The organism is Vogesella facilis, assembly GCF_042648525.1.
GTDB classification, from domain to species: domain Bacteria; phylum Pseudomonadota; class Gammaproteobacteria; order Burkholderiales; family Chromobacteriaceae; genus Vogesella; species Vogesella facilis.
Genome location: NZ_JBHRXN010000036.1, coordinates 111,121 through 128,892, shown reverse-complemented (window position 1 = coordinate 128,892; position 17,772 = coordinate 111,121). Strand labels below are relative to the sequence as shown.

Sequence of the window (17,772 nt, the reverse complement as noted above, 5' to 3'; positions counted from 1 at the left end):
ATGCCTGCCACCGCCAGCGCCTGCGGCCAACGTTGGCCGCAAGCTGCGGCGCAGCCTAGCCGAAGCCGCGTTTCTTCAGCGCCAGATACATCATGCCGGCGGTGATGGCATCGTTCAGCGCATCGTGGCGCGGCAGCGCCGGCACCCCCAGCTCGTCGATCAGCGTGGCCATGTGCAGGTCCACATTGCTGTCCGGCTGCTGGCGGATCTTGTAGTCGTAGAAGCGGCCGGACACCTCGATCTGGCGGTTGGGCAGGCCGATGCCGGCCAGCTCGCGCACATACTTGTTCAGCACTGCCACGTCGTACTCCAGGTAGTAACCGAGCAGCGGTCGCCCTTCGATGAAGGCCAGCAGCTGCGTTACCGCCTCCAGCGGCGACAAGCCCTCCGACACGTCGCGCGGGCGCAGGCCGTGGATCTTCACGCTGCCGGCCTCCGGGCGGCGTTCCGGTTTCACCAGCACGTAGAATGCCTCGCTGCTGAGGATACGTTGGCCGCGTATCTTCACCGCGCCGATGGACAACAGCTCGGCCTCGCGCACGTTCAGGCTGGTGGTTTCGCAATCCACGCTCACCACCTCGCTGTCGTCTGCGTCCAGCAGATAGGCGAAGGCCGGGTCTTTCAGCCGCCAGCGCGCCAGCTGGCGTTTCAGCATCGGCATCATGCGATGGCTCCCAGGCGGAAGTGGTGGCGCAGATAGCCCTTGAAGCGTTTCACCAGTGCCAGCGCGTCTTTCAGCAGGTCGCGCTCCAGCGTCGACAGCCGTTCCGGGTGGATCAGATTGCTGGCGCTGCGGCCATCGGCCAGCTCGGCCAGGCCGTGGCTCAGCCGCAGTCCCAGCAGGAAGGACAGCGCCTCGCCGACATCGTTGGCCAGCTCGCGCTCCAGCAGGCCGCGTTCGGCCAGCAGCTGCAGCCGCTCGAAGGTATTGCAGGCGCCGATGCCATGCCGCAGTGCCAGCGCGCGGATGCCGTGCACGATGGGGAAAATGCCACCTTTCTTGATGTCCAGCGTGGCGGCGCCGTCCTTCTCCTTGGTCAGCAACTGGGCAAAGAAGCCCAGCGGGGTGTCGAACTGCTCGATGGCGCGGGCGAAGCGGGCGTAGAAGCTTTCATCGTCGGACAGCAGGCTGTTCAGATACTGCCGGCATTGCGCCAGCAGGCTGTGGTCGCCGGCCACCGCCTCGGCGTCGATGAAGATCGCCAGCTTCATCAGTGCATCGCCGTCCGGTGTCAGCACCCAGCGGTACAGCTGGTCGCGCATCGCCTGCTCGTGGCGGCACCATTCCGGGTTGCGCACCATGATGCCGCCGGGGCAGGGCGGGTAGCCGAAGCGTGCCAGCGTGTCGCTGAAGGTCTGGCAGGCGCCGGCGATGGCCGGATGCTCGAAACCGTCGCGGATCAGCAGCGCGTTGTCCTGGTCGGTCTTCAGGATCTGCTCGCCGCGGCCTTCCGAACCCATCACCAGCAGGCAGCTGTTGGCCACCAGCTCGGCCGGTGCGATCAGCTGCCAGGCGCGTTCGAACAGCCGCGCGTTCAGCGCCTGCACCAGCCGCCCCAGCTGCGGCGCCTTCACGCCGTGGCTGGACAGGATGCTCACTAGACGGGTGATCTGCTCGGCAATGGCGGCCAGCTCGTCCAGCGATTCGGCGCGGTCCAGCCGCTGCGCGATCAGGTGCGAATGGTTGGAGAAATAGGACAGGATATCCACCTGCGCCAGGATGCCCACCGGCTCGCCGCGCTCCAGCACCACCAGGCGGCGGATGTTGCGCTGGGTCATGGTCAGCAGCGCGTTGAACAGAAAATCGTCGATATCGACGGTGATCAGGTCGAAGTGGCAGACCTGATGCAGCGGCGTGCTCGACGGCGTGGCGGTCAGGATGATGTCGCGGAAGTCGGTGGTGGTGAACATGCCGAGGCGCTCGCCGTGGCGCACCAGGATCGACTTGCTCTTGCGCTGCTTCATCAGCCGTGCGGCGTCGAGGATGCTGTCGCCGCCTTCGGCGAACACCGGCAGCCGCGAACAGGCGTCGCGCACGGTGGCGGTGAGCAGGGTCTGCAGCTCGCGGTTGCCGGATTCGCGTGCCATGGCGCCGAATTTCTGCGAGATGCTGGCAAAGAAAAAGGCGCCGAAGCTGGGATTGCTGTCGGTGAGCGCCAGCACGGTGTCGCGCGGCAGCGCGAACACCAGCGCCTCCTCGTGCACCACGAAGCGGGTGCTGGTGTGGCCGGCCACCATGGAGCGGGCATCGAAGGTGTCGCGCTGGCGGTAGACGGCGATCACCTCGTCGTCGGCCATTTCGCGCACCACACCCTTGATCACCACGTACAGCGCATCCACCGGCTTGCCGGGGGACAGGATCAGCTCTTCGTCGTCGAAGAACACGATGTCGGCGGCGTTTTCCAGCGTCTGGCGCTCGGCATTGCTCAGGTGGGTAAACGGCGGGTGGGAGAAGTCGAAGCGGGACATGCGGGTACTCCGTACGGGACACCCTTGCAGCATAAACGGCCGCCGGCCGCCGTCGCCATGTCAGTGGCGACGGATGTGGTCAGTTTTGCGCTGGATCAGCTTTGGCTGCGGCATCCGCGCCGCAGGCGCTGTCGCAGCTGGCGGCATCGACGCGGGTGGGCGGGCTGCTGATGCTGTGCAGCAGCGGCAGGCCGTCGGCGAACAGCATCAGCTCGCCGTCCTGCAGCGGCGTCCAGTACTCGTTGTCGGTCAGCGGCACGGTGGCGATGATCGCTACCCGGTCCTGCGGCGTGGTGACGGTGGAAAAATCCACGGTCACGTCGTCATCCACCAGGTGCGCGGTGGGGAACGGCGCCTGGCGCACGATGTAATGCAGCTTGGTGGAGCAGTGCACGAACAGCCATTCGCCGTTGGACAGCATGAAATTGCACACGCCGTGGCTGCGCAGCTCTGCGGCCAACGTTTCCACCGCGGCGAACAGCTCCGGCAGCGCCGGCGGCTGGCACCAGCGCTGGCGCAGGGTTTCCAGCAGGTAGCAGAAGGCGCGCTCCGAGTCGGTGCTGCCCACCGGCTGGTAGTGGCTGCCCGGCGTCGGGGCAAAATCCAGCAGGTTGCCGTTGTGGGCGAAGATCCAGTACTGCCCCCACAGCTCGCGCTGGAACGGGTGGCAGTTGGTCAGGTTCACCTCGCCCTGGGTGGCCTTGCGGATATGGGCGATCACGTTCTTCGACTTGATCGAATACTGGCGCACCAGGCTGGCCACCGGCGAATCGGCGGCCGGCTTGTCGTCGAGGAACAGCCGCACGCCGCGCCCTTCGAAAAAGGCGATGCCCCAGCCGTCGGCGTGGTGGTCGGTGAGGCCGCCGCGGCGATGAAAGCCTTCAAAGGAAAACAGGATGTCGGTGGGCGTATTGCAGTTCATGCCCAGCAGCTGGCACATGGGAATTACCGTGGCGGGTGTGGATGTCACCATTTTTTCACGAACTGCCGCCGCGGCCAAGGTTGGCCGCATGGCGGGGGCGGGCGATAATGACGGTCTGGGCAGGGCGGCTCGAAAAAACCGGATTTCCAGGCTAGACAAGGCGCGAATAAAAAATGCCGACGCAGCATATGATCGATATGTAAGAAGGCCTTTTTTGTGAGCAACGCAGTATCGCGACGAAAGCCGGATTTTTTCGAGGCTGTCCGTACTTGCAGTTTGCCGCCGTAGCCCCTATCTATGGCGTTTGCCCGCGTAACCGGAGCCTGTCATGACCACCATAGTCGTTGTCTGCAAGGACGGCCAGGTCGCCATTGCGGCCGATACCCAGACCACGTTCAGCGACGAGCACAAGCTGCTGGCCGGCTACGATGTGTTCCACGACAAGATCTTCCGCATCGGCGACAACTACCTGGCCATCGCCGGCTCCGCCGCGCACGACCTGGTGCTGCAGTCGGCGCTGAAGGGGCTGAAGTCGCGCGACCTCAGCAGCCGCGCCGGGCTGTTCGAAACCTTCCGCAAGATTCACCCCAAGCTGAAGGATCATTTCTTCCTGCGTCCGGAGGAGGACGAGGAAGACCCGTACGAATCCAGCCAGATGATGGTGCTGGTGGCCAACGCCCACGGCATCTTCGGGGTGTTCCCGATGCGCGAGGTGTACCAGTTCGCGCGCTACTGGGCGATCGGCTCCGGGCGCAAGTTCGCCATGGGCGCCATGCAGGTGCTGTACGACAGCCCGCTTTCCGCGGCGCAGATCGCCGAGCGCGCGGTGCAGGCCGCCTGCGAGTTCGACGCCAGCTCCTCGCTGCCGCTGACGCTTTATTCGATATCTACCGACAAGGACAAGCATTCATGAGCCAACACGACAATCTGCAACGCTTCCTGTTCGACGGCGCGCCGGTACGCGGTGCGCTGGTGCGCATGGACGGCGCCTGGCAGCAGGTGCTGGCCCGCCACGACTACCCGCCGGCCATCCGCCAGGTGCTGGGCCAGATGCTGGCGGCCAGCGCGCTGCTGGCGGCCAACCTCAAGTTCGACGGCACGCTGATCATGCAGCTGCACGGCAAGGGCGCGCTGCGCCTGGCGGTGGCCGAGTGCACCAACGAGCGCACCGTGCGCGCCACCGCGCGCTACGACGCCCACATCCACGACGCGCCGCTGGCCGAGCTGCTGGGCGAGGGCGGCACCTGCGTGCTGACGCTGGAGCCGAAGGACGGCGAGCCGTGGCAGGGCATCGTGGCGCTGGAAGGCGACAGCATCGCCGCCATGATCCAGCACTACCTGCAGCGTTCCGAACAGCTGGACAGCCGCCTGATCCTGGCCTGCAACGACGACACCGCCGCCGGCCTCCTGCTGCAGCGCCTGCCGGACGGCCACGGCGACCCGGACGCCTGGCAGCACCTGACGGTGCTGGCCGACACCCTGCGCCCGGACGAGCTGCTGGGCCTGGACGCGCACGACATCCTGCACCGCCTGTACCACGAAGAGCAGGTGCGCGTGTTCGAGCCGGAAGAAGTGAGCTTCGCCTGCAACTGCAGCGAACAGCGTGTCGGCGACATGCTCAAGCTGCTGGGCGGCCAGGAAGTGGCCGAAGTGGTGCTGGAGCAGGGCTCCATCGAAGTGGGCTGCGAATACTGCGGCCAACGTTACGTGTTCGACGAGGACGAGGTGAACGCCCTGTTCGGCATGGACGTGATCGAGGCGGTGCGCGGCGAGCAGCCGCGCCACTGAGCCTGGCGGCGGCAAGGTTGGCCGCAGGCCGCCATGCCCGTCACCAACGACAAGGGCCGCTTGCGCGGCCCTTGTTGTTTACTGCACTACGCTACCGTTCAGTCCTGACCCGGCGCCAGCGACGCGCGCAGCGCGGCGGCGTTGTCCGGGCGGCTTTCCAGCATGTCGTCCTCCGGCGCTGCATCACGCTGCGCCTTGGTGGCCAGGAAGTAACCGTAGCCGGCCACCATGGCGGCGACGAACACCGCGAACACCAGCTGGTTGAGCCAGGCCATGGTCAGCAGCGACACGGTGGCGATCACCAGCGCGATTAGCGGGAACAGCGGGTAGAACGGCGCGCGGAACGGGCGCTCCAGCCGCGGTTCGTTGCGGCGCAGGCGGAACAGGCTCAGCATCGACATGATGTACATCACCAGCGCGCCGAACACCGACATGGTGATGATGTTGGCGGTCAGCGTCTGGCCGCCGAAGCTGATCCACTCGTCGCTGAAGATGGCGGCGATGCCGACGACGCCGCCGAGGATGATGGCCAGATGCGGCGTCTTGAAGCGCGGGTGCACGCGAGCGAACACGCCCGGCATGAAGCCGGCGCGGGACAGTGCGAAAATCTGCCGCGAGTAACCCATGATGATGCCGTGGAAGCTGGCGATCAGGCCGAACAGGCCGATCCACACCAGCATGTGCATCCAGCCGCTGTTGTCGCCCACCACCGCCTTCATCGCCTGCGGCAGCGGGTCGTTGATGTTGGCCAGTTTGCGCCAGTCGCCGACGCCGCCAGCAAAGATCATCACCCCCACCGCCAGCACCACCAGGGTGAGAATGCCGCCGATATAGGCTTTCGGGATGGTGCGGCGCGGGTCTTCCGCTTCCTCCGCCGCCATGGCGGCGCCCTCGATGGCGAGGAAGAACCAGATGGCGAACGGGATGGCAGCCAGGATGCCCAGCAGCGCGGTATGGTTCAGCTCGCTGCCGCCGGCCCAGCCGTTGGCGCTGAAGTTGGCCAGCGAGAAGCCGGGGGTGACCACGCCCATGAACACCAGCAGCTCACCGATGGCCAGCACGGTGACGAACAGCTCGAAGTTGGCCGCCAGCTGCACGCCGAGGATGTTCAGCGTCATGAACACCAGGTAGGCGCCCACCGCCGCCACTTTCGGGTCCAAGCCCGGAAACTGCACGTTCAGGTAGGCGCCGATCGCCAGCGCGATGGCCGGCGGTGCAAACACGAACTCGATCAGCGTGGCGGCGCCGGCGATGAAGCCGCCGGTGGGGCCAAAGGCGCGGCGCGCATAGGCGAACGGGCCGCCGGCATGCGGAATCGAGGTGGTCAGCTCGGTGTAGCTGAAGATGAAGGTGGTGTACATCGCCGCGATCAGCAGCGAGGTGACCAGGAACCCCAGCGTACCGGCGCTGGCCCAGCCGTAGCTCCAGCCGAAATACTCCCCGGAGATCACCAGACCAACAGCGATACCCCACAGATGAATGGTCTTGAGGCTGGGTTTCAGCTCTCGTACGACCTTTTGCTTCTCCATGAATTTCTCCTTTGATCCTAATCGTCTTGCACATTGGCTTGCGCCGCTTGGCCTGTCCGGTCTGCTGCCGGCTCTGGCGTGGCGCGGCGGCCGTGGCTGTCCCGCACGACCGTCGCGAATTACTGCGTTACTGCCGTCTGGCCGGCAAAACCCGCCGGCAAGCCCGGGGCCACGCCTGGCGGTAGCGGGCTACGGCCGGGCGGGGCAACGGGGGTGAGGGTTGGGCTGGCGGGGTCAGGTCGCCTGGCTGGCGGCCAGGCGCACCAGGTGGTCGAACAGCGCCTGCTGGCGGGTGTCGTCGGCGGCGGTGATCTCCGGGTGCCATTGCACCGCGGTGAGCTGCGGGTTGCCCTGCAGCTCCACTGCCTCGATCACCCCGTCCGGCGCCCACGCCACCGGCTGCAGGCCTTCGCCCAGCTGGTCTATCGCCTGGTGATGCCAGGACGCCGACTCGCTGTGCTCGCCCAGCAGGCCGGCCAGGCAGCTGCCGGGCTGTACCCGCACCGGGTGCGGCACCGGCTCGCGCGGCGGGGCGCGGTGCAGGGTGTCCTCGCCCACCACGTCCGGCAGGTGCAGGTGCAGGGTGCCGCCCAGCACGGTGTTCACCAGCTGCAGGCCGCGGCAGATCGCCAGCGTCGGCAGCTTGCTGGCCAGCACCGCGCGGGTCAGTGCCAGCTCGGTGTCGTCGCGCGCCGGGTTGAGGTTGTAGATGGTGGGGTGCTCGCCGCCGTCGTAGCGCGCCGGCTCGATGTCGCCGCCGCCGATCAGCACCACGCCGTCCAGCCGCGACAGCCAGGCATCCACCATGTCGGCGCCGACATGCGGCAGCAGCACCGGCGCACCGCCGGCGCGTACCACCGCCTGCACATACAGCTCCGGGGTGTGCGGGCCGTGGCCGGGGCCGGGCGGGTAGGTGGTCAGGCCAATTACCGGTTTAGCCATGGACTTTGCCCTCGCAGGCGGCCAGGTAGATGGCCGCATAATCATCGGCGGACAGCGGCAGCGGGTTGCCGCCGTCACTCGGGTCTTGCTTGGCGTCGCGGCCGATCATCGCCGCGTGTTCACTGCCGATGCCGATCTCGCTCAGGCTGTGGGCGATGCCCAGCGTGGCGCGCAGCTGCAGGATCCAGTTCAGGAAGCCGTCGAAGCTGGCATCGGCCAGGCCGATGTAGCGCGCGGCGGCCTCGATGCGCTCTTCGATGGCCGGGCGGTTCTTCACCAGCACATAGGGCAGCAGGATGGCGTTGGCCAGGCCGTGATGGGTGTCGAAGTGCGCGCCGATCGGGTGTGCCAGCGCATGCACGCCGCCCAGGCCTTTCTGGAACGCGGTGGCACCCATGATCGATGCGGCCAGCATGTGCGAGCGCGCTTCCACGTTGTTGCCGTTGTCGCAGGCGGCTGGGAGCCAGTCGTGCACCAGGCGCATGCCTTCCAGCGCCACGCCCTGGGCGATGGGGTGGTAGAACGGCGAACAGTAGGCTTCCAGGTTGTGCACGAAGGCATCGATGCCGGTGGCGGCGGTGAGGTGGCGCGGCAGGCCGCAGGTGAGTTCCGGGTCGGCCAGTACCAGCTTGGGCAGCATCGACGGGTGGAAGATGATGACCTTGCGGTGGCCGTTTTCGTCGATGATCAGCGAGGCGCGGCCAACTTCGGAGCCGGTGCCGGCGGTGGTGGGCACCGCGATGGTGGGTGCCACGCCGGCCACGTTGACGCGGGTCCAGTTGTCGCCCACGTCTTCGAAGTCCCACAGCGGGCGATCCTGCCCCACCATCAGCGCGATGGCCTTGCCCACGTCCAGCGCGCTGCCGCCGCCGACGGCGATCACGCCGTCATGGCCGCCGGCCTGGTAGGCGGCCACGCCGGCATCCACATCGCGGCCCACCGGGTTGGGGCGCAGGTCGCTGAACACGTTGGCCGCCAGGCCGGCGCTGTGCAGGTAGTCCAGCAGCCGGGCGATCAGCGGCAGCTTGGCCAGGCCAGAATCGGTGACCAGCAGCGGGCGCTTGATGCCCAGCTCGGCGCACATGGCCGGCAGTTCGCTGGCGCGGCCGGCGCCGAAGCGGATGGCGGTAGGGTAGTTCCAGTTGCCTTTCAGTTGCATGATGCGTGTCCTTGTGCGCGAGCTGCGGCCAACGTTGGCCGCAGCGGAAACGATGATCAGTCTTTGAAGTGGAAGGATTTGACGCGGGTGAGCTGGCTGTAGCCCAGCACCGACAGCGACACGCCGCGGCCGGTGTCCTTCACCCCGGTCCAGGCCAGGGTCGGGTCCAGGTAGTCGCAGCGGTTCATGAACACGGTGCCGGTCTCCAGCCGCTCGCCCAGGCGCAGCGCGGCGTCGCGGTCGGCGGTCCAGAGCGAGGCGGTGAGGCCGTAGCGGCTGTCGTTCATCAGCCGCAGCGCTTCCTCGTCGCCGCTTACCGGCATGATGCCGATCACCGGGCCGAAGCTTTCCTCGCTCATCAGCCGCATGCCGTGGTTCACGTTCACCAGCACCTGTGGTGCCAGATAGGCAGTACCCGGCGCATCGGCGGCGAAGTGGCCGGGCGGAATCAGCGCGGTGGCGCCCTGGGCGATGGCCTCGGCCGTCTGCTGGCGCACGAAGGCGGCGGCGCTGGCGCGCACCATCGGGCCGAGGTTGGTGTTGGCATCCAGCGGGTTGCCGAAGCGGTAGCCCTTGGTGAGTTCGACGAAGCCGGCGACGAAATCATCGTAGTGGCGCTGGTGTACGTAGATGCGCTCGATGCCGCAGCAGGATTGCCCGGAGTTGAAGAAGGCGCCATCCACCAGGTTTTCGATGGCGGAGGCCAGGTTGGCGTCCTCGCGCACATAGGCCGGATCCTTGCCGCCCAGCTCCAGCCCCAGGCCGATGAAGCGCTCGGCGGCGGCGCGCTGCACGGTGCGGCCAGCTTCCACCGAGCCGGTGAAGGCGACGAAGTCGATGCCGTCGCTGGCCACCAGCTGCAGGGTGGCGGCATGGTCCAGATGCAGGATCTGGAACACGCCGGCCGGCAGCCCGGCGGCCTTGAACGCCTCGTCGAACAGCTCGGCCACCAGCGGGGTCTGGCTGGAGTGCTTGAGGATCACGGTGTTGCCGGCCACCAGCGCCGGCACGATGGTGTTGATGGCGGTGAGGAAGGGGTAGTTCCACGGCGCCAGTACCAGCACGGTGCCCAGCGGCTCGCGGCGCAGGAAGCGCTCGAAGCCGGCCTTGGGTGTGGGCTGCACGTCGGCCAGGCCCTGTTCGGCCAGCTCGATCATGGTGCGGGCGCGCTCTTCCAGGCCGCGCACCTCGCCCGGCGACTGGCTGATGGGGCGGCCGATCTGGCGGGTGATGGCCTCGGCGATGCGCTCCTTGCGCGCCACCAGTTCGTCCACCGCGCGGCCAACCATCTGCTTGCGCTCGGTGAGGCTGACCTGGCGCCAGCTGCGGCCGGCAAGGTTGGCCGCATCCAGCGTGGCGCGCACGCTGGCGGCGTCGTGGTAGGGGCGTTGCAGCAGCTCGCTGCCGTCCACCGGAGAGATAACGGAAAAATGCTGGCTCATATCAGATGATCTCGAAGTAGCGGTTCAATTCCCAATCGGTGACGTGGCGCTGGAACTCGCGTTCCTCCCACTCGCGGGTGGCGGCGAAGTGGTCGACGAAATCGTCGCCCAGCCAGTCGCGCGCCACGGCGGACTGCTTCAGCGTCTGTGCGGCCTCCCACAGCGAGCGCGGCAGGCGGCGTTCCGGCGCCACATCCAGCAGGTAGCCGTTGCCGGTGATCGCCTCGTCCGGCTCGATCTCGTGCTCGATGCCGTGCAGGCCGGCGGCCAGCGCGCTGGCCAGCGCCAGGTAGGGGTTGCAGTCGGCGCCGGGCAGCCGGTATTCCACGCGCTGCGATTTGTTGCTGCCGGGAATGGCGCGCAGCGACACGGTGCGGTTGTCGATGCCCCACAGCGCGGTGGTGGGCGCCCAGTAGCCGGGCACCAGGCGACGGAAGCTGTTGATGGTGGGCGCCGCCAGACAGGCGATCTGCGGCATCAGCTGCTGCAGGCCGCCGATGAAGTGGCGCATGGTGCGGCTGATGTTGCCCGGCTGCGCCGGGTCGTAGAAGGCATTGTTGCCGGCGGCGTTCTTCAGCGAGATATGGATGTGGCCGCCCTGGCCGGAATATTCCTGGTGCCACTTGGCCATGAAGCTGGCGGTGCGGCCCTGCTTCTGCGCCAGTACCTTGGCGAAGGTCTTGAACAGCGCGGCGTTGTCGGCGGCGCGCAGCGCTTTTTCCACCCCCAGCGCGGCTTCCAGCTGGCCGGGGCCGGTTTCCTCGTGGAAGCCTTCCAGCGGCATGTCCATCGCCTCGCACAGCTGGATCAGGCCGTGATAGAACTCGGTGTTCACCGAGTTGCGCAGCACCGAGTAGCCGAAGGCGCCGCGGCCCAGCGGCTTGATGTCCTGGTAGCTGCGGCCGAGCAGCGCCTCGTTGCTCTCGTCGGCCACCAGGAACTCGTATTCGATGCCGGCCATCGCCTCGAAGCCAAGGTTGGCCGCACGTTCCAGCACCCGGCGCAGCAGCGCGCGCGGGCACAGCCCTTCCAGCCGGCCGGTTACCTCGCCCTGCAGCAGGATCATATTGCCTTCCAGCGGCAGCTCGCGGCAGCTTTCCGGAATCACCCGCACCTGGGCGTCGGCGTAGCCGCGCTGCCAGCCGGTGAGCTTGGTGTTGTCGTACAACTTGTCGCCCACGTCCCAGCCGAACACCACATCGCAAAAACCGAAGCCGCCGTCCAGCGCGGACAGGAACTTCTCACGCGACATATACTTGCCGGCCATGACGCCGTCCAGGTCATACAAGCCGACCTTGATCTGCTTGAGGTCACGCTGCTGGATCAGCGTGCGCAGATCGTCTGCGGTCCTTACCTTATGCGGTTCCATGATTTCCTCTCTCTTTTCTCTTTGCAGTCATCCGGGGCGGTTTTGTTGCCCTCTGTGCATAGTAGTAGACGTTAGAAAAATTTATTGCAAGGTGTTAAATGTAATAAAAATTACGTTGCCCTCTCGCGGTGCATCCGCCAAACTGTCGACAAGTACCGCCAATGCTGGAAACAAGGACGTCATATGGGACCCAACCGCTCTGTTGCAGAATTGCTGCGCACCGAAATGGACAAGCTCACCCCCACCGAACGCAAGATCGCGCGCGTGTTGCTGGCCAATTACCCGGTCGCCGGGCTGGAGACCATCGCCCAGCTGGCGGCGCGGGTGGAGGTGAGCGGCCCCACCGTGTTGCGGCTGGTGGGCAAGCTGGGTTTCGACAGCTACACCGCGTTCCAGGCCACCCTGCGCGGCGAGCTGGAGGCGCGGTTGCAGTCGCCCTTGGTGCGGCGCGAGGCCACGCCGGAGGAGGGCAGCACCGATTTTCTCGCCAGCTTCGTGCGGCGGCAGAGCGAGCTGATGCAGCAGACGGCGGCCAACGTCAGTAGTGCGGAGTTCGACGGCGCGGTGGCCTTGCTGGCCGACCCCAAGCGCCGGATCTGGCTGCTGGGCGGCCGCCTTACCGAGCCGCTGGCGGCCTATCTGGCGCATCACCTGAAAGTGGTGCGCTCGCAGGTGACGCAGCTGCGCGCGCTGCCGGCCAGCTGGGCCGATCACCTGGTGGACATGGACAAGCACGACGTGCTGGTGGTGTTCGACATCCGCCGCTACTGGCAGGACGCCCAGCGCATGGCGGAGATGGCGGCGCAGCGCAAGGTGCAGGTGGTGCTGTTCACCGACCAGTGGCTGTCGCCGGTGTCGCGCTGCGCCAAATACACGCTGGCGGCGCATACCGCCGGCCCGGCCGGCTGGGACGCCAACACCCCGCTGCTGATGTTGATCGACGCGCTGATCGCGGCGGTGAACACCCGCCACTGGGGCGACATCCACGACCGGCTGCAGGAGCTGGAGCAGATGCGCGCGGCGCTGGGCGAGGGCGGCTGAGCGGCCCGCGCCGCCGCCGCCTGCGTACGCAGCGCCAATGCAAAAAACCGGCCGTGATGGCCGGTTTTTTGCTGGCTGCGCTTGCCGCGGCGTGGCGCCGGGCTGTGCTGGCTGCCGCCGCGTCAGCCCGGCCGCTCAGGCCGGTAGGTGGTGGCTCACGGCTGGCGCAGCGTGGCCAGCACCGCGGCCTGCAGCGCATCCGGGTGCGCGGTGACGCGCAGCACATGCTGCATCGCCGGGTGCGGCGGGCGGTGCACGGCCACGCCCTGCGCCAGCAGCGCCTGCTGCCGCGCCAGCGCGCTGGCGGCATCCGGGTAGACGATGGCGACGAAGTTGGTATGCGATGGCAGCAGCTGCAGGCCGCTAGCCTGTAGCGCTGCGGCCAACTTGTCGCGCAGCTGCAGGGTGTCGGCAATCAGCCGCGCGCTGCATTCTGGCTGCTCCAGCGCCGCCACCGCGGCGGCCTGCGCCACGCTGGAAACGACGAACTGGGTGCGGATCTGGTCGGCCTTGGCGATCCACTCCTCCGGTGCGATGGCATAGCCGACGCGCAGCCCGGCCAGGCCGTGCGCCTTGGATAGCGTGCGCAGGCGGGCGGTGCCTGGCAGCACGCCCTGGCGCTCGCTGTCGGCGCAGAAATCGATATAGGCCTCGTCCAGCAGCAGCAGGCAGTCGGCCGGCAGCTGGCTTTGCAGGGTGCGCACGGCGTCGGTGTGCTGGAAGGTGCCGGTAGGGTTGTCCGGGTTGGCCAGGTACAACAGTGCGGCATCGTGCTCGCGCGCGGCGCGCGCCAGCGCCGGCAGGTCGTTGTGCAGCACACCCTCGGTTTCGGCATACGGCACCTCGACGATGCGCGCGCCGACGCCTTCGGCGAAGTAGCGGAAGGTGGGGTAGGTGCCGGCGGTGCACACCACCACCTCGCCGGGGCTGACGCGGGCGCGCAGGAACAGCGCGATCAGGCTGTCGGCGCCGGCATCCACCACCACGTTGGCCGCAGCCACGCCGTTGAGGGCGGCGGCGCGCTGGCGCACCGCACCGGCGTACGGGTCCGGGTACAGCCGCGCCAGCTCGTACAGCGCCTCGCCCCACTGCTGGCTGACGGTGTGCTCTGCGATGGCCATGCTTTCGTTGGAGCCGATGCGGCTGACGATGCGGCGGCCGATCAGTGCCTCCAGCCGCGGCAGGCCGGGAAACGGGTTGCTGATGGTGACATCCTGCAGGTGGCGGGCGAAGCGGGTCATGGGCTAGTCCGTGGGCTGGGGCGGCGGGCCGCCGGGTTGGGCATTGTGCAGGCGGAAAACTTTACGGGATGCCGGCGGCGCAGGTTATGACGATTGTTCATAAGCAAAGAAGCGCTGCAGCTGCGCGGCCAGGGCTTCCGGCTGCTCCCACTGCAGCATGTGGCCGGCGTCGGCGATGGTGACTTCCTGCAGCCGGGCAAAGCAGGCGCGGCGCTCGTCCAGCGTGGTGGCGATGCCGCGCGCCAGTGGCGTTTCCATGGCCGCGGCCGCCACCACCCACAGCACCGGCGCGCTGATGCGCCGCCAGCAGGCCATGGCTTCTTCCAGCCGGTACAGCACCGGGTTCACCATCTTGTGGCGCGGGTCGGCGCGGTAGTGCAGCGCGCCGTCCTGCTGGCGGCTGAGCGCGGCGGCCATGTAGCGGGCGCGCGGCAGCGTGAGCCAGGCATTGCGCCCCTGCAGCTTTTGCGCCAGTTCCTCCAGCCCCTGCAGCGGCGCGAACGCCGGCGGCTGGCGTTTTTCCTTCAGCCAGTTGCCGTAGCGCCCCGGCGCCTCCACCGGCCGCGACGGCGCCAGGCCGAAGCCTTCCAGCAGCGCCAGCTTGGCCACCCGTTCCGGGCGGATGCCGGCATACAGCCCGGCCACCATCGAACCCATGCTGTGACCGGCAAGGTTGGCCGCAGCGTGCGGGCTGTAGTGCTGCAGCAGCGCGTCCAGGTCGGCCAGGTAGTCCGGCGAGTAGTAGCTGCCGCTGTTCCAGGCGCTGTCGCCAAAGCCGCGCCAGTCTGGCGCGATGACCTGCCAGCCGTCGTCCAGCGCATCGACGGTGAACTGGAAGCTGGCGGCGCAATCCATCCAGCCGTGCAGCAGGAACAGCAGCGGCGCGTCCGGCGCACCCCAGCGCAGCACGTGGTAATCGTGGCCGTTCAGGCTAAGCCGCTCGCTACGCGGCAGGCGGCGGGGGAGGTAGGTGTCGGTCATCGGGGGCGGTTTGGGCGGCAAGGGAATGGCCGCAGTGTACGCAAGGGCGGGGGAGGCGCACAGCCGGCTGGGCAGAACAGCGTTTTCAGCATGGCGCCGGCCCAAAAAAACACCCCGCCGGGGCGGGGTGTCGAGTCTTGGCCGGCAGCGGCTTACAGCGGGTTGGTGTCCACGTGCTTGAGCAGCGTGCTCATGTCGATACCGGTACTGCCTTGCAGAATCACCATGTCCTGCATCTGGTACTGGCTGCCGGCACCATCGCGGTCGATGCTGATTACGGTACTGCCGTTCTCCTCGCGCAGGCTCAGGAACTGGTTGGCCGCATCCGGCTGGTAGCCGCTGAGCAGATCGCCGACGTGCAGCGTGTCGCCACCGTCACTGCTGTCGAAATCGGTGATGGTATCCAGCGCGTTGCCGTCGCTGCGCAGCAGCACGAAGCTGTCGCTGCCGGCGCCACCGCTCAGCGTGTTGTGGCCGGCGCCGCCCAGCAGGATGTCGTTGCCGTCACCGCCGCTCAGCGTGTCATTGCCGGCGGTGCCGATCACCGTGCCGCTGTCGACCTGGCTGGTGTTGACCACGGTATGCCCGGCGGCATCGCTGCCGAGCTGGAAGTCGCCGGCCTGGTAGTGGCCGATCAGCGTCAGGCTGCTGCTGTCGCTGCCATTGCTGATCAGCAGCCGGCCGCTGATGCCGTCATCGTTGCCGATGTAGTCCAGCTGCAGTCCGCTCTGGTAGGCCAGCCCCGCCAGCTCCAGCTGCGCGCCGCTTTCCAGGCCGATGATGCGGCCGCTGAAGTTGGCCGCATCGTCCAGCTGCAGCAGGCCGTGGCTGCCATCGGCAAAGCTCACATCGCTGTCGGCTGCGGCGGCAAAATCGATGCTGCCGGCCCCGGAGATCAGCGCGCTGCCCTGGCCGCTAACCGCCTGCTGCAATTGCAGCGAGCTGTCGTTGGCCCACAGGTTGCCGCTGTTTTCCAGGCTGCTGGTCACCACCATGCCGCCGTCGCCACTGGCCTGCAGCTGGCCGCTGTTGACGATGCTGTTGCTGCCGGTATCCAGCAGCAGCGCATTGCTGCCATCGGCGATGATGCTGGCGTGGTTCACCAGCGTCATCTGCCCGCCGCCCAGCTGGCCGGCACCGCTGATGGTGTTGTCCACGTTGATCAGCGTGGCGTTGGCGGCCCCGCCGAACACGATATTGTTTGCATCGTCCGACAGCACCAGCTGCCCGCCGCCCTGCAGCGTCAGGCTTTCCACCAGCACCTCTAGCCGCGCGTCACCGCCGGCGGCCCCCAGCACGATGCTGCCGCTATTGTCCATTACCCCGCCCAGCGGCAGGATGGCGCCGTCGGCAATGGTCATCACCCCGGCGTTGTGGATTTCCGGCACCTGGTTGAACAGGAAGTTGGCCGCACTCAGGCTGGCCGCATCCACCCCGCGAATGGTGATGTTCTGGCCACTGCCGATGCTGATCAGCGCATTGCCGTTGCCATCGTCGCCGATCTGCAGGTCGGCCAGGCTGCCCACGCCGGCAAAGCCGATCAGGTCGATCCTGTCGTTGGCCGCATCGAAGTTGTAGATCACGTTATTGCCCATCGGCTGGGCGAACACGAAGGTATCGGCCGCCGACGAGCCGGTGAGATTGTCATCGCTGGACAGCGCGAAGATCGGCGAGCCGGGGGCGTAGGCTTCCACGTTGTCGGCTACGTACATGCTGCCGGTGGTGCCATCGGCGTTGGTCCAGCTCATGTTTACGTTCAGCACCAGGGCGCCGGCGTAGTCGGAGGGCGTGGTGACGGTGAGGGCGGACGGATCACTGATCACCACCGTCCAGCTGCCGTTGCTGTTGCGAGTGCCTTCGCTTAGGACCCAGTCAGCAGGGAGGTTGCTGATGGTTAGCGTGACTGGGCCAGAGTGTTCGCTTGGTGTAGGCAAGGCGAGGTTGATCGGCTCGCCGGCAATGCCGGCGGGCAAAGCTTTGGCGGCACCGGCGCCAGGATTGCCTGCCAAATCGGCATATGAACCCGCAGCGACAGAGACACTTACAGAACCATTATTTGGGCCACGTGTAGCGGTGGCTTCATAAACAAGTGGATCTGCCGTTGCGACCAGGTTTGAAATAGTGGCTCTGTTGGTACTGCTGCTAACGATATCAGCCAATGTGAATCCGGTTACGGGCTCAGAGAATGTGAACGTAATCGTGACTGTACTGCCCTGGTTGTTTGGCAGGTTGGCTGGGTTTTGCGTGATGATCAGGGTGGGTGCGACTTCATCCACGTTGGTAATAGTTACGGCAATTGCCTGCTCATCAAATAATGTTCCATCCGAAGCCCTGACAATCACATCGTAAATGTTGTTCCCGCCGACGTCGTTGGGGGCCTCGAAGTTGGGGGCACTGACGAACGAAAGGGCACCGTTGCTGGCGTTGATGCTGAACTTGGTGGCATCGGCACCACCGAATATGGAGTAGGTCAGGATGGTGCCGGAATCTGGGTCGGTGGCGGCGACCGTGGTCACCGCCGTGCCGTTTTCCGCAATGTTCACCGTGGCATTGGCACCGCCACCATTGGAGGTGATGACGGGCGCCTCGTTCACATTGGCCACACCTATGACGAAGCTGGCACTGTTGCTCGAGCCGTCGGCACTGGTGGCGAGCACGGTGATGCTGTGACTGCTGGCGGTTTCGTAGTCGAGCGCGCCGGCCACCGTCACCACGCCGGTAGTGCTGTTGATGGCAAAGCGGCCGCCGGCGTTGTCGCTCAGCGAATAGGTAATGGCTTGGCCACCGGCATCGGCATCGCTGGCGAAGGCGGCCAAACCGACCGTGGCGCCGATGGCGGCATTCTCCAGCACCAGGTTGGCCGCAGCATTGCTGTCGCTGGGGCCGACG

General features: G+C 66.9%; 16 protein-coding genes and 2 pseudogenes. 5 read left to right on the top strand and 13 right to left on the bottom strand.

Annotated elements, in window-relative coordinates; all coding sequences use genetic code 11:
- Positions 1–55: 55 nt before the first annotated feature.
- The 3 genes from ACFOLG_RS15955 to ACFOLG_RS15945 form a co-directional block, all read right to left on the bottom strand.
- The gene (locus ACFOLG_RS15955) at positions 56–664 is read right to left on the bottom strand and encodes a 3'-5' exonuclease (protein WP_386093624.1); all 609 of its coding nucleotides are present in this window, start codon (positions 662–664) and stop codon (positions 56–58) included.
- A complete protein-coding gene (locus ACFOLG_RS15950) occupies positions 661–2,469 on the bottom strand; it encodes a putative nucleotidyltransferase substrate binding domain-containing protein (protein WP_386093621.1) in 1,809 nt (602 codons plus the stop codon). The genes ACFOLG_RS15955 and ACFOLG_RS15950 overlap by 4 nt, the downstream gene beginning before the upstream one ends.
- Before the next feature lie 79 nt (positions 2,470–2,548).
- The gene (locus ACFOLG_RS15945) at positions 2,549–3,409 is read right to left on the bottom strand and encodes a class II glutamine amidotransferase (protein ID WP_386093618.1); all 861 of its coding nucleotides are present in this window, start codon (positions 3,407–3,409) and stop codon (positions 2,549–2,551) included.
- Here ACFOLG_RS15945 and ACFOLG_RS15940 point away from each other — a divergent pair.
- The 3 genes from ACFOLG_RS15940 to hslO all read left to right on the top strand — a co-directional run bounded on the left by ACFOLG_RS15940 (position 3,408) and on the right by hslO (position 5,179).
- The gene (locus ACFOLG_RS15940) at positions 3,408–3,611 is read left to right on the top strand and encodes a hypothetical protein (protein ID WP_386093615.1); all 204 of its coding nucleotides are present in this window, start codon (positions 3,408–3,410) and stop codon (positions 3,609–3,611) included. The genes ACFOLG_RS15945 and ACFOLG_RS15940 overlap by 2 nt on opposite strands.
- A gap of 108 nt (positions 3,612–3,719) precedes the next feature.
- Positions 3,720–4,304 (top strand): MFS transporter, encoded by a 585-nt coding sequence (locus ACFOLG_RS15935; protein WP_386093612.1) that lies wholly within the window; start codon positions 3,720–3,722, stop codon positions 4,302–4,304.
- Positions 4,301–5,179 carry an Hsp33 family molecular chaperone HslO gene (hslO, locus tag ACFOLG_RS15930; RefSeq protein WP_386093610.1) on the top strand — a complete coding sequence of 293 codons (879 nt, stop codon included), beginning with the start codon at positions 4,301–4,303 and terminating at the stop codon, positions 5,177–5,179. The genes ACFOLG_RS15935 and hslO overlap by 4 nt, the downstream gene beginning before the upstream one ends.
- A gap of 98 nt (positions 5,180–5,277) precedes the next feature.
- Here the strand turns inward: hslO and eat are convergent, their stop codons facing one another.
- From eat to ACFOLG_RS15905, 5 genes are all read right to left on the bottom strand, one after another.
- Complete coding sequence (gene eat, locus ACFOLG_RS15925) at positions 5,278–6,708, bottom strand: ethanolamine permease (protein WP_386093607.1); 1,431 nt, start codon at positions 6,706–6,708, stop codon at positions 5,278–5,280.
- A gap of 234 nt (positions 6,709–6,942) precedes the next feature.
- Entirely contained in the window at positions 6,943–7,650 is a 708-nt protein-coding gene (locus ACFOLG_RS15920) for a gamma-glutamyl-gamma-aminobutyrate hydrolase family protein (protein WP_386093604.1), read from the bottom strand.
- On the bottom strand, positions 7,643–8,809 hold the full coding sequence (locus tag ACFOLG_RS15915) for an iron-containing alcohol dehydrogenase (protein WP_386093601.1): 1,167 nt from the start codon (positions 8,807–8,809) through the stop codon (positions 7,643–7,645). The genes ACFOLG_RS15920 and ACFOLG_RS15915 overlap by 8 nt, the downstream gene beginning before the upstream one ends.
- Positions 8,810–8,865: 56 nt before the next feature.
- On the bottom strand, positions 8,866–10,251 hold the full coding sequence (locus ACFOLG_RS15910) for an aldehyde dehydrogenase family protein (RefSeq protein WP_386093599.1): 1,386 nt from the start codon (positions 10,249–10,251) through the stop codon (positions 8,866–8,868).
- Between the two features lies 1 nt (position 10,252).
- The gene (locus tag ACFOLG_RS15905) at positions 10,253–11,620 is read right to left on the bottom strand and encodes a glutamine synthetase family protein (protein ID WP_386093596.1); all 1,368 of its coding nucleotides are present in this window, start codon (positions 11,618–11,620) and stop codon (positions 10,253–10,255) included.
- 183 nt (positions 11,621–11,803) lie between these two features.
- On the opposite strand from ACFOLG_RS15905, the gene ACFOLG_RS15900 reads away from it, so the two are divergent.
- Entirely contained in the window at positions 11,804–12,661 is an 858-nt protein-coding gene (locus ACFOLG_RS15900) for a MurR/RpiR family transcriptional regulator (RefSeq protein ID WP_386093593.1), read from the top strand.
- Positions 12,662–12,816: 155 nt separating this feature from the next.
- Here the strand turns inward: ACFOLG_RS15900 and ACFOLG_RS15895 are convergent, their stop codons facing one another.
- The 4 genes and pseudogenes from ACFOLG_RS15895 to ACFOLG_RS15880 all read right to left on the bottom strand — a co-directional run.
- The gene (locus tag ACFOLG_RS15895) at positions 12,817–13,902 is read right to left on the bottom strand and encodes an aminotransferase class I/II-fold pyridoxal phosphate-dependent enzyme (protein ID WP_386093590.1); all 1,086 of its coding nucleotides are present in this window, start codon (positions 13,900–13,902) and stop codon (positions 12,817–12,819) included.
- 84 nt (positions 13,903–13,986) lie between these two features.
- Complete coding sequence (locus tag ACFOLG_RS15890; RefSeq protein ID WP_386093587.1) at positions 13,987–14,883, bottom strand: alpha/beta fold hydrolase; 897 nt, start codon at positions 14,881–14,883, stop codon at positions 13,987–13,989.
- A gap of 152 nt (positions 14,884–15,035) precedes the next feature.
- Positions 15,036–16,709 (bottom strand): type I secretion C-terminal target domain-containing protein, encoded by a 1,674-nt coding sequence (locus ACFOLG_RS15885; RefSeq protein WP_386094789.1) that lies wholly within the window; start codon positions 16,707–16,709, stop codon positions 15,036–15,038.
- Positions 16,710–16,868: 159 nt separating this feature from the next.
- Positions 16,869–17,426: pseudogene (locus ACFOLG_RS15880) on the bottom strand (Ig-like domain-containing protein); the annotation flags it as partial.
- Here ACFOLG_RS15880 and ACFOLG_RS15875 point away from each other — a divergent pair.
- Positions 17,359–17,553 carry a hypothetical protein gene (locus tag ACFOLG_RS15875; protein ID WP_386094808.1) on the top strand — a complete coding sequence of 65 codons (195 nt, stop codon included), beginning with the start codon at positions 17,359–17,361 and terminating at the stop codon, positions 17,551–17,553. The pseudogene ACFOLG_RS15880 and the gene ACFOLG_RS15875 overlap by 68 nt on opposite strands.
- Before the next feature lie 5 nt (positions 17,554–17,558).
- Here the strand turns inward: ACFOLG_RS15875 and ACFOLG_RS15870 are convergent.
- A pseudogene (locus tag ACFOLG_RS15870) lies at positions 17,559–17,735 on the bottom strand (cadherin repeat domain-containing protein); the annotation flags it as partial.
- Between the last annotated feature and the right edge of the window lie 37 nt (positions 17,736–17,772).

Coding starts and splice junctions, on each gene's coding strand:
- ACFOLG_RS15955 (WP_386093624.1), bottom strand. CDS start 664: ATGATGCCGATGCTGAAACGCCAGCTGGCGCGCTGGCGGCTGAAAGAC.
- ACFOLG_RS15950 (WP_386093621.1), bottom strand. CDS start 2,469: ATGTCCCGCTTCGACTTCTCCCACCCGCCGTTTACCCACCTGAGCAAT.
- ACFOLG_RS15940 (WP_386093615.1), top strand. CDS start 3,408: ATGGGAATTACCGTGGCGGGTGTGGATGTCACCATTTTTTCACGAACT.
- ACFOLG_RS15945 (WP_386093618.1), bottom strand. CDS start 3,409: ATGTGCCAGCTGCTGGGCATGAACTGCAATACGCCCACCGACATCCTG.
- ACFOLG_RS15935 (WP_386093612.1), top strand. CDS start 3,720: ATGACCACCATAGTCGTTGTCTGCAAGGACGGCCAGGTCGCCATTGCG.
- hslO (WP_386093610.1), top strand. CDS start 4,301: ATGAGCCAACACGACAATCTGCAACGCTTCCTGTTCGACGGCGCGCCG.
- eat (WP_386093607.1), bottom strand. CDS start 6,708: ATGGAGAAGCAAAAGGTCGTACGAGAGCTGAAACCCAGCCTCAAGACC.
- ACFOLG_RS15920 (WP_386093604.1), bottom strand. CDS start 7,650: ATGGCTAAACCGGTAATTGGCCTGACCACCTACCCGCCCGGCCCCGGC.
- ACFOLG_RS15915 (WP_386093601.1), bottom strand. CDS start 8,809: ATGCAACTGAAAGGCAACTGGAACTACCCTACCGCCATCCGCTTCGGC.
- ACFOLG_RS15910 (WP_386093599.1), bottom strand. CDS start 10,251: ATGAGCCAGCATTTTTCCGTTATCTCTCCGGTGGACGGCAGCGAGCTG.
- ACFOLG_RS15905 (WP_386093596.1), bottom strand. CDS start 11,620: ATGGAACCGCATAAGGTAAGGACCGCAGACGATCTGCGCACGCTGATC.
- ACFOLG_RS15900 (WP_386093593.1), top strand. CDS start 11,804: ATGGGACCCAACCGCTCTGTTGCAGAATTGCTGCGCACCGAAATGGAC.
- ACFOLG_RS15895 (WP_386093590.1), bottom strand. CDS start 13,902: ATGACCCGCTTCGCCCGCCACCTGCAGGATGTCACCATCAGCAACCCG.
- ACFOLG_RS15890 (WP_386093587.1), bottom strand. CDS start 14,883: ATGACCGACACCTACCTCCCCCGCCGCCTGCCGCGTAGCGAGCGGCTT.
- ACFOLG_RS15875 (WP_386094808.1), top strand. CDS start 17,359: ATGGTGCCGGAATCTGGGTCGGTGGCGGCGACCGTGGTCACCGCCGTG.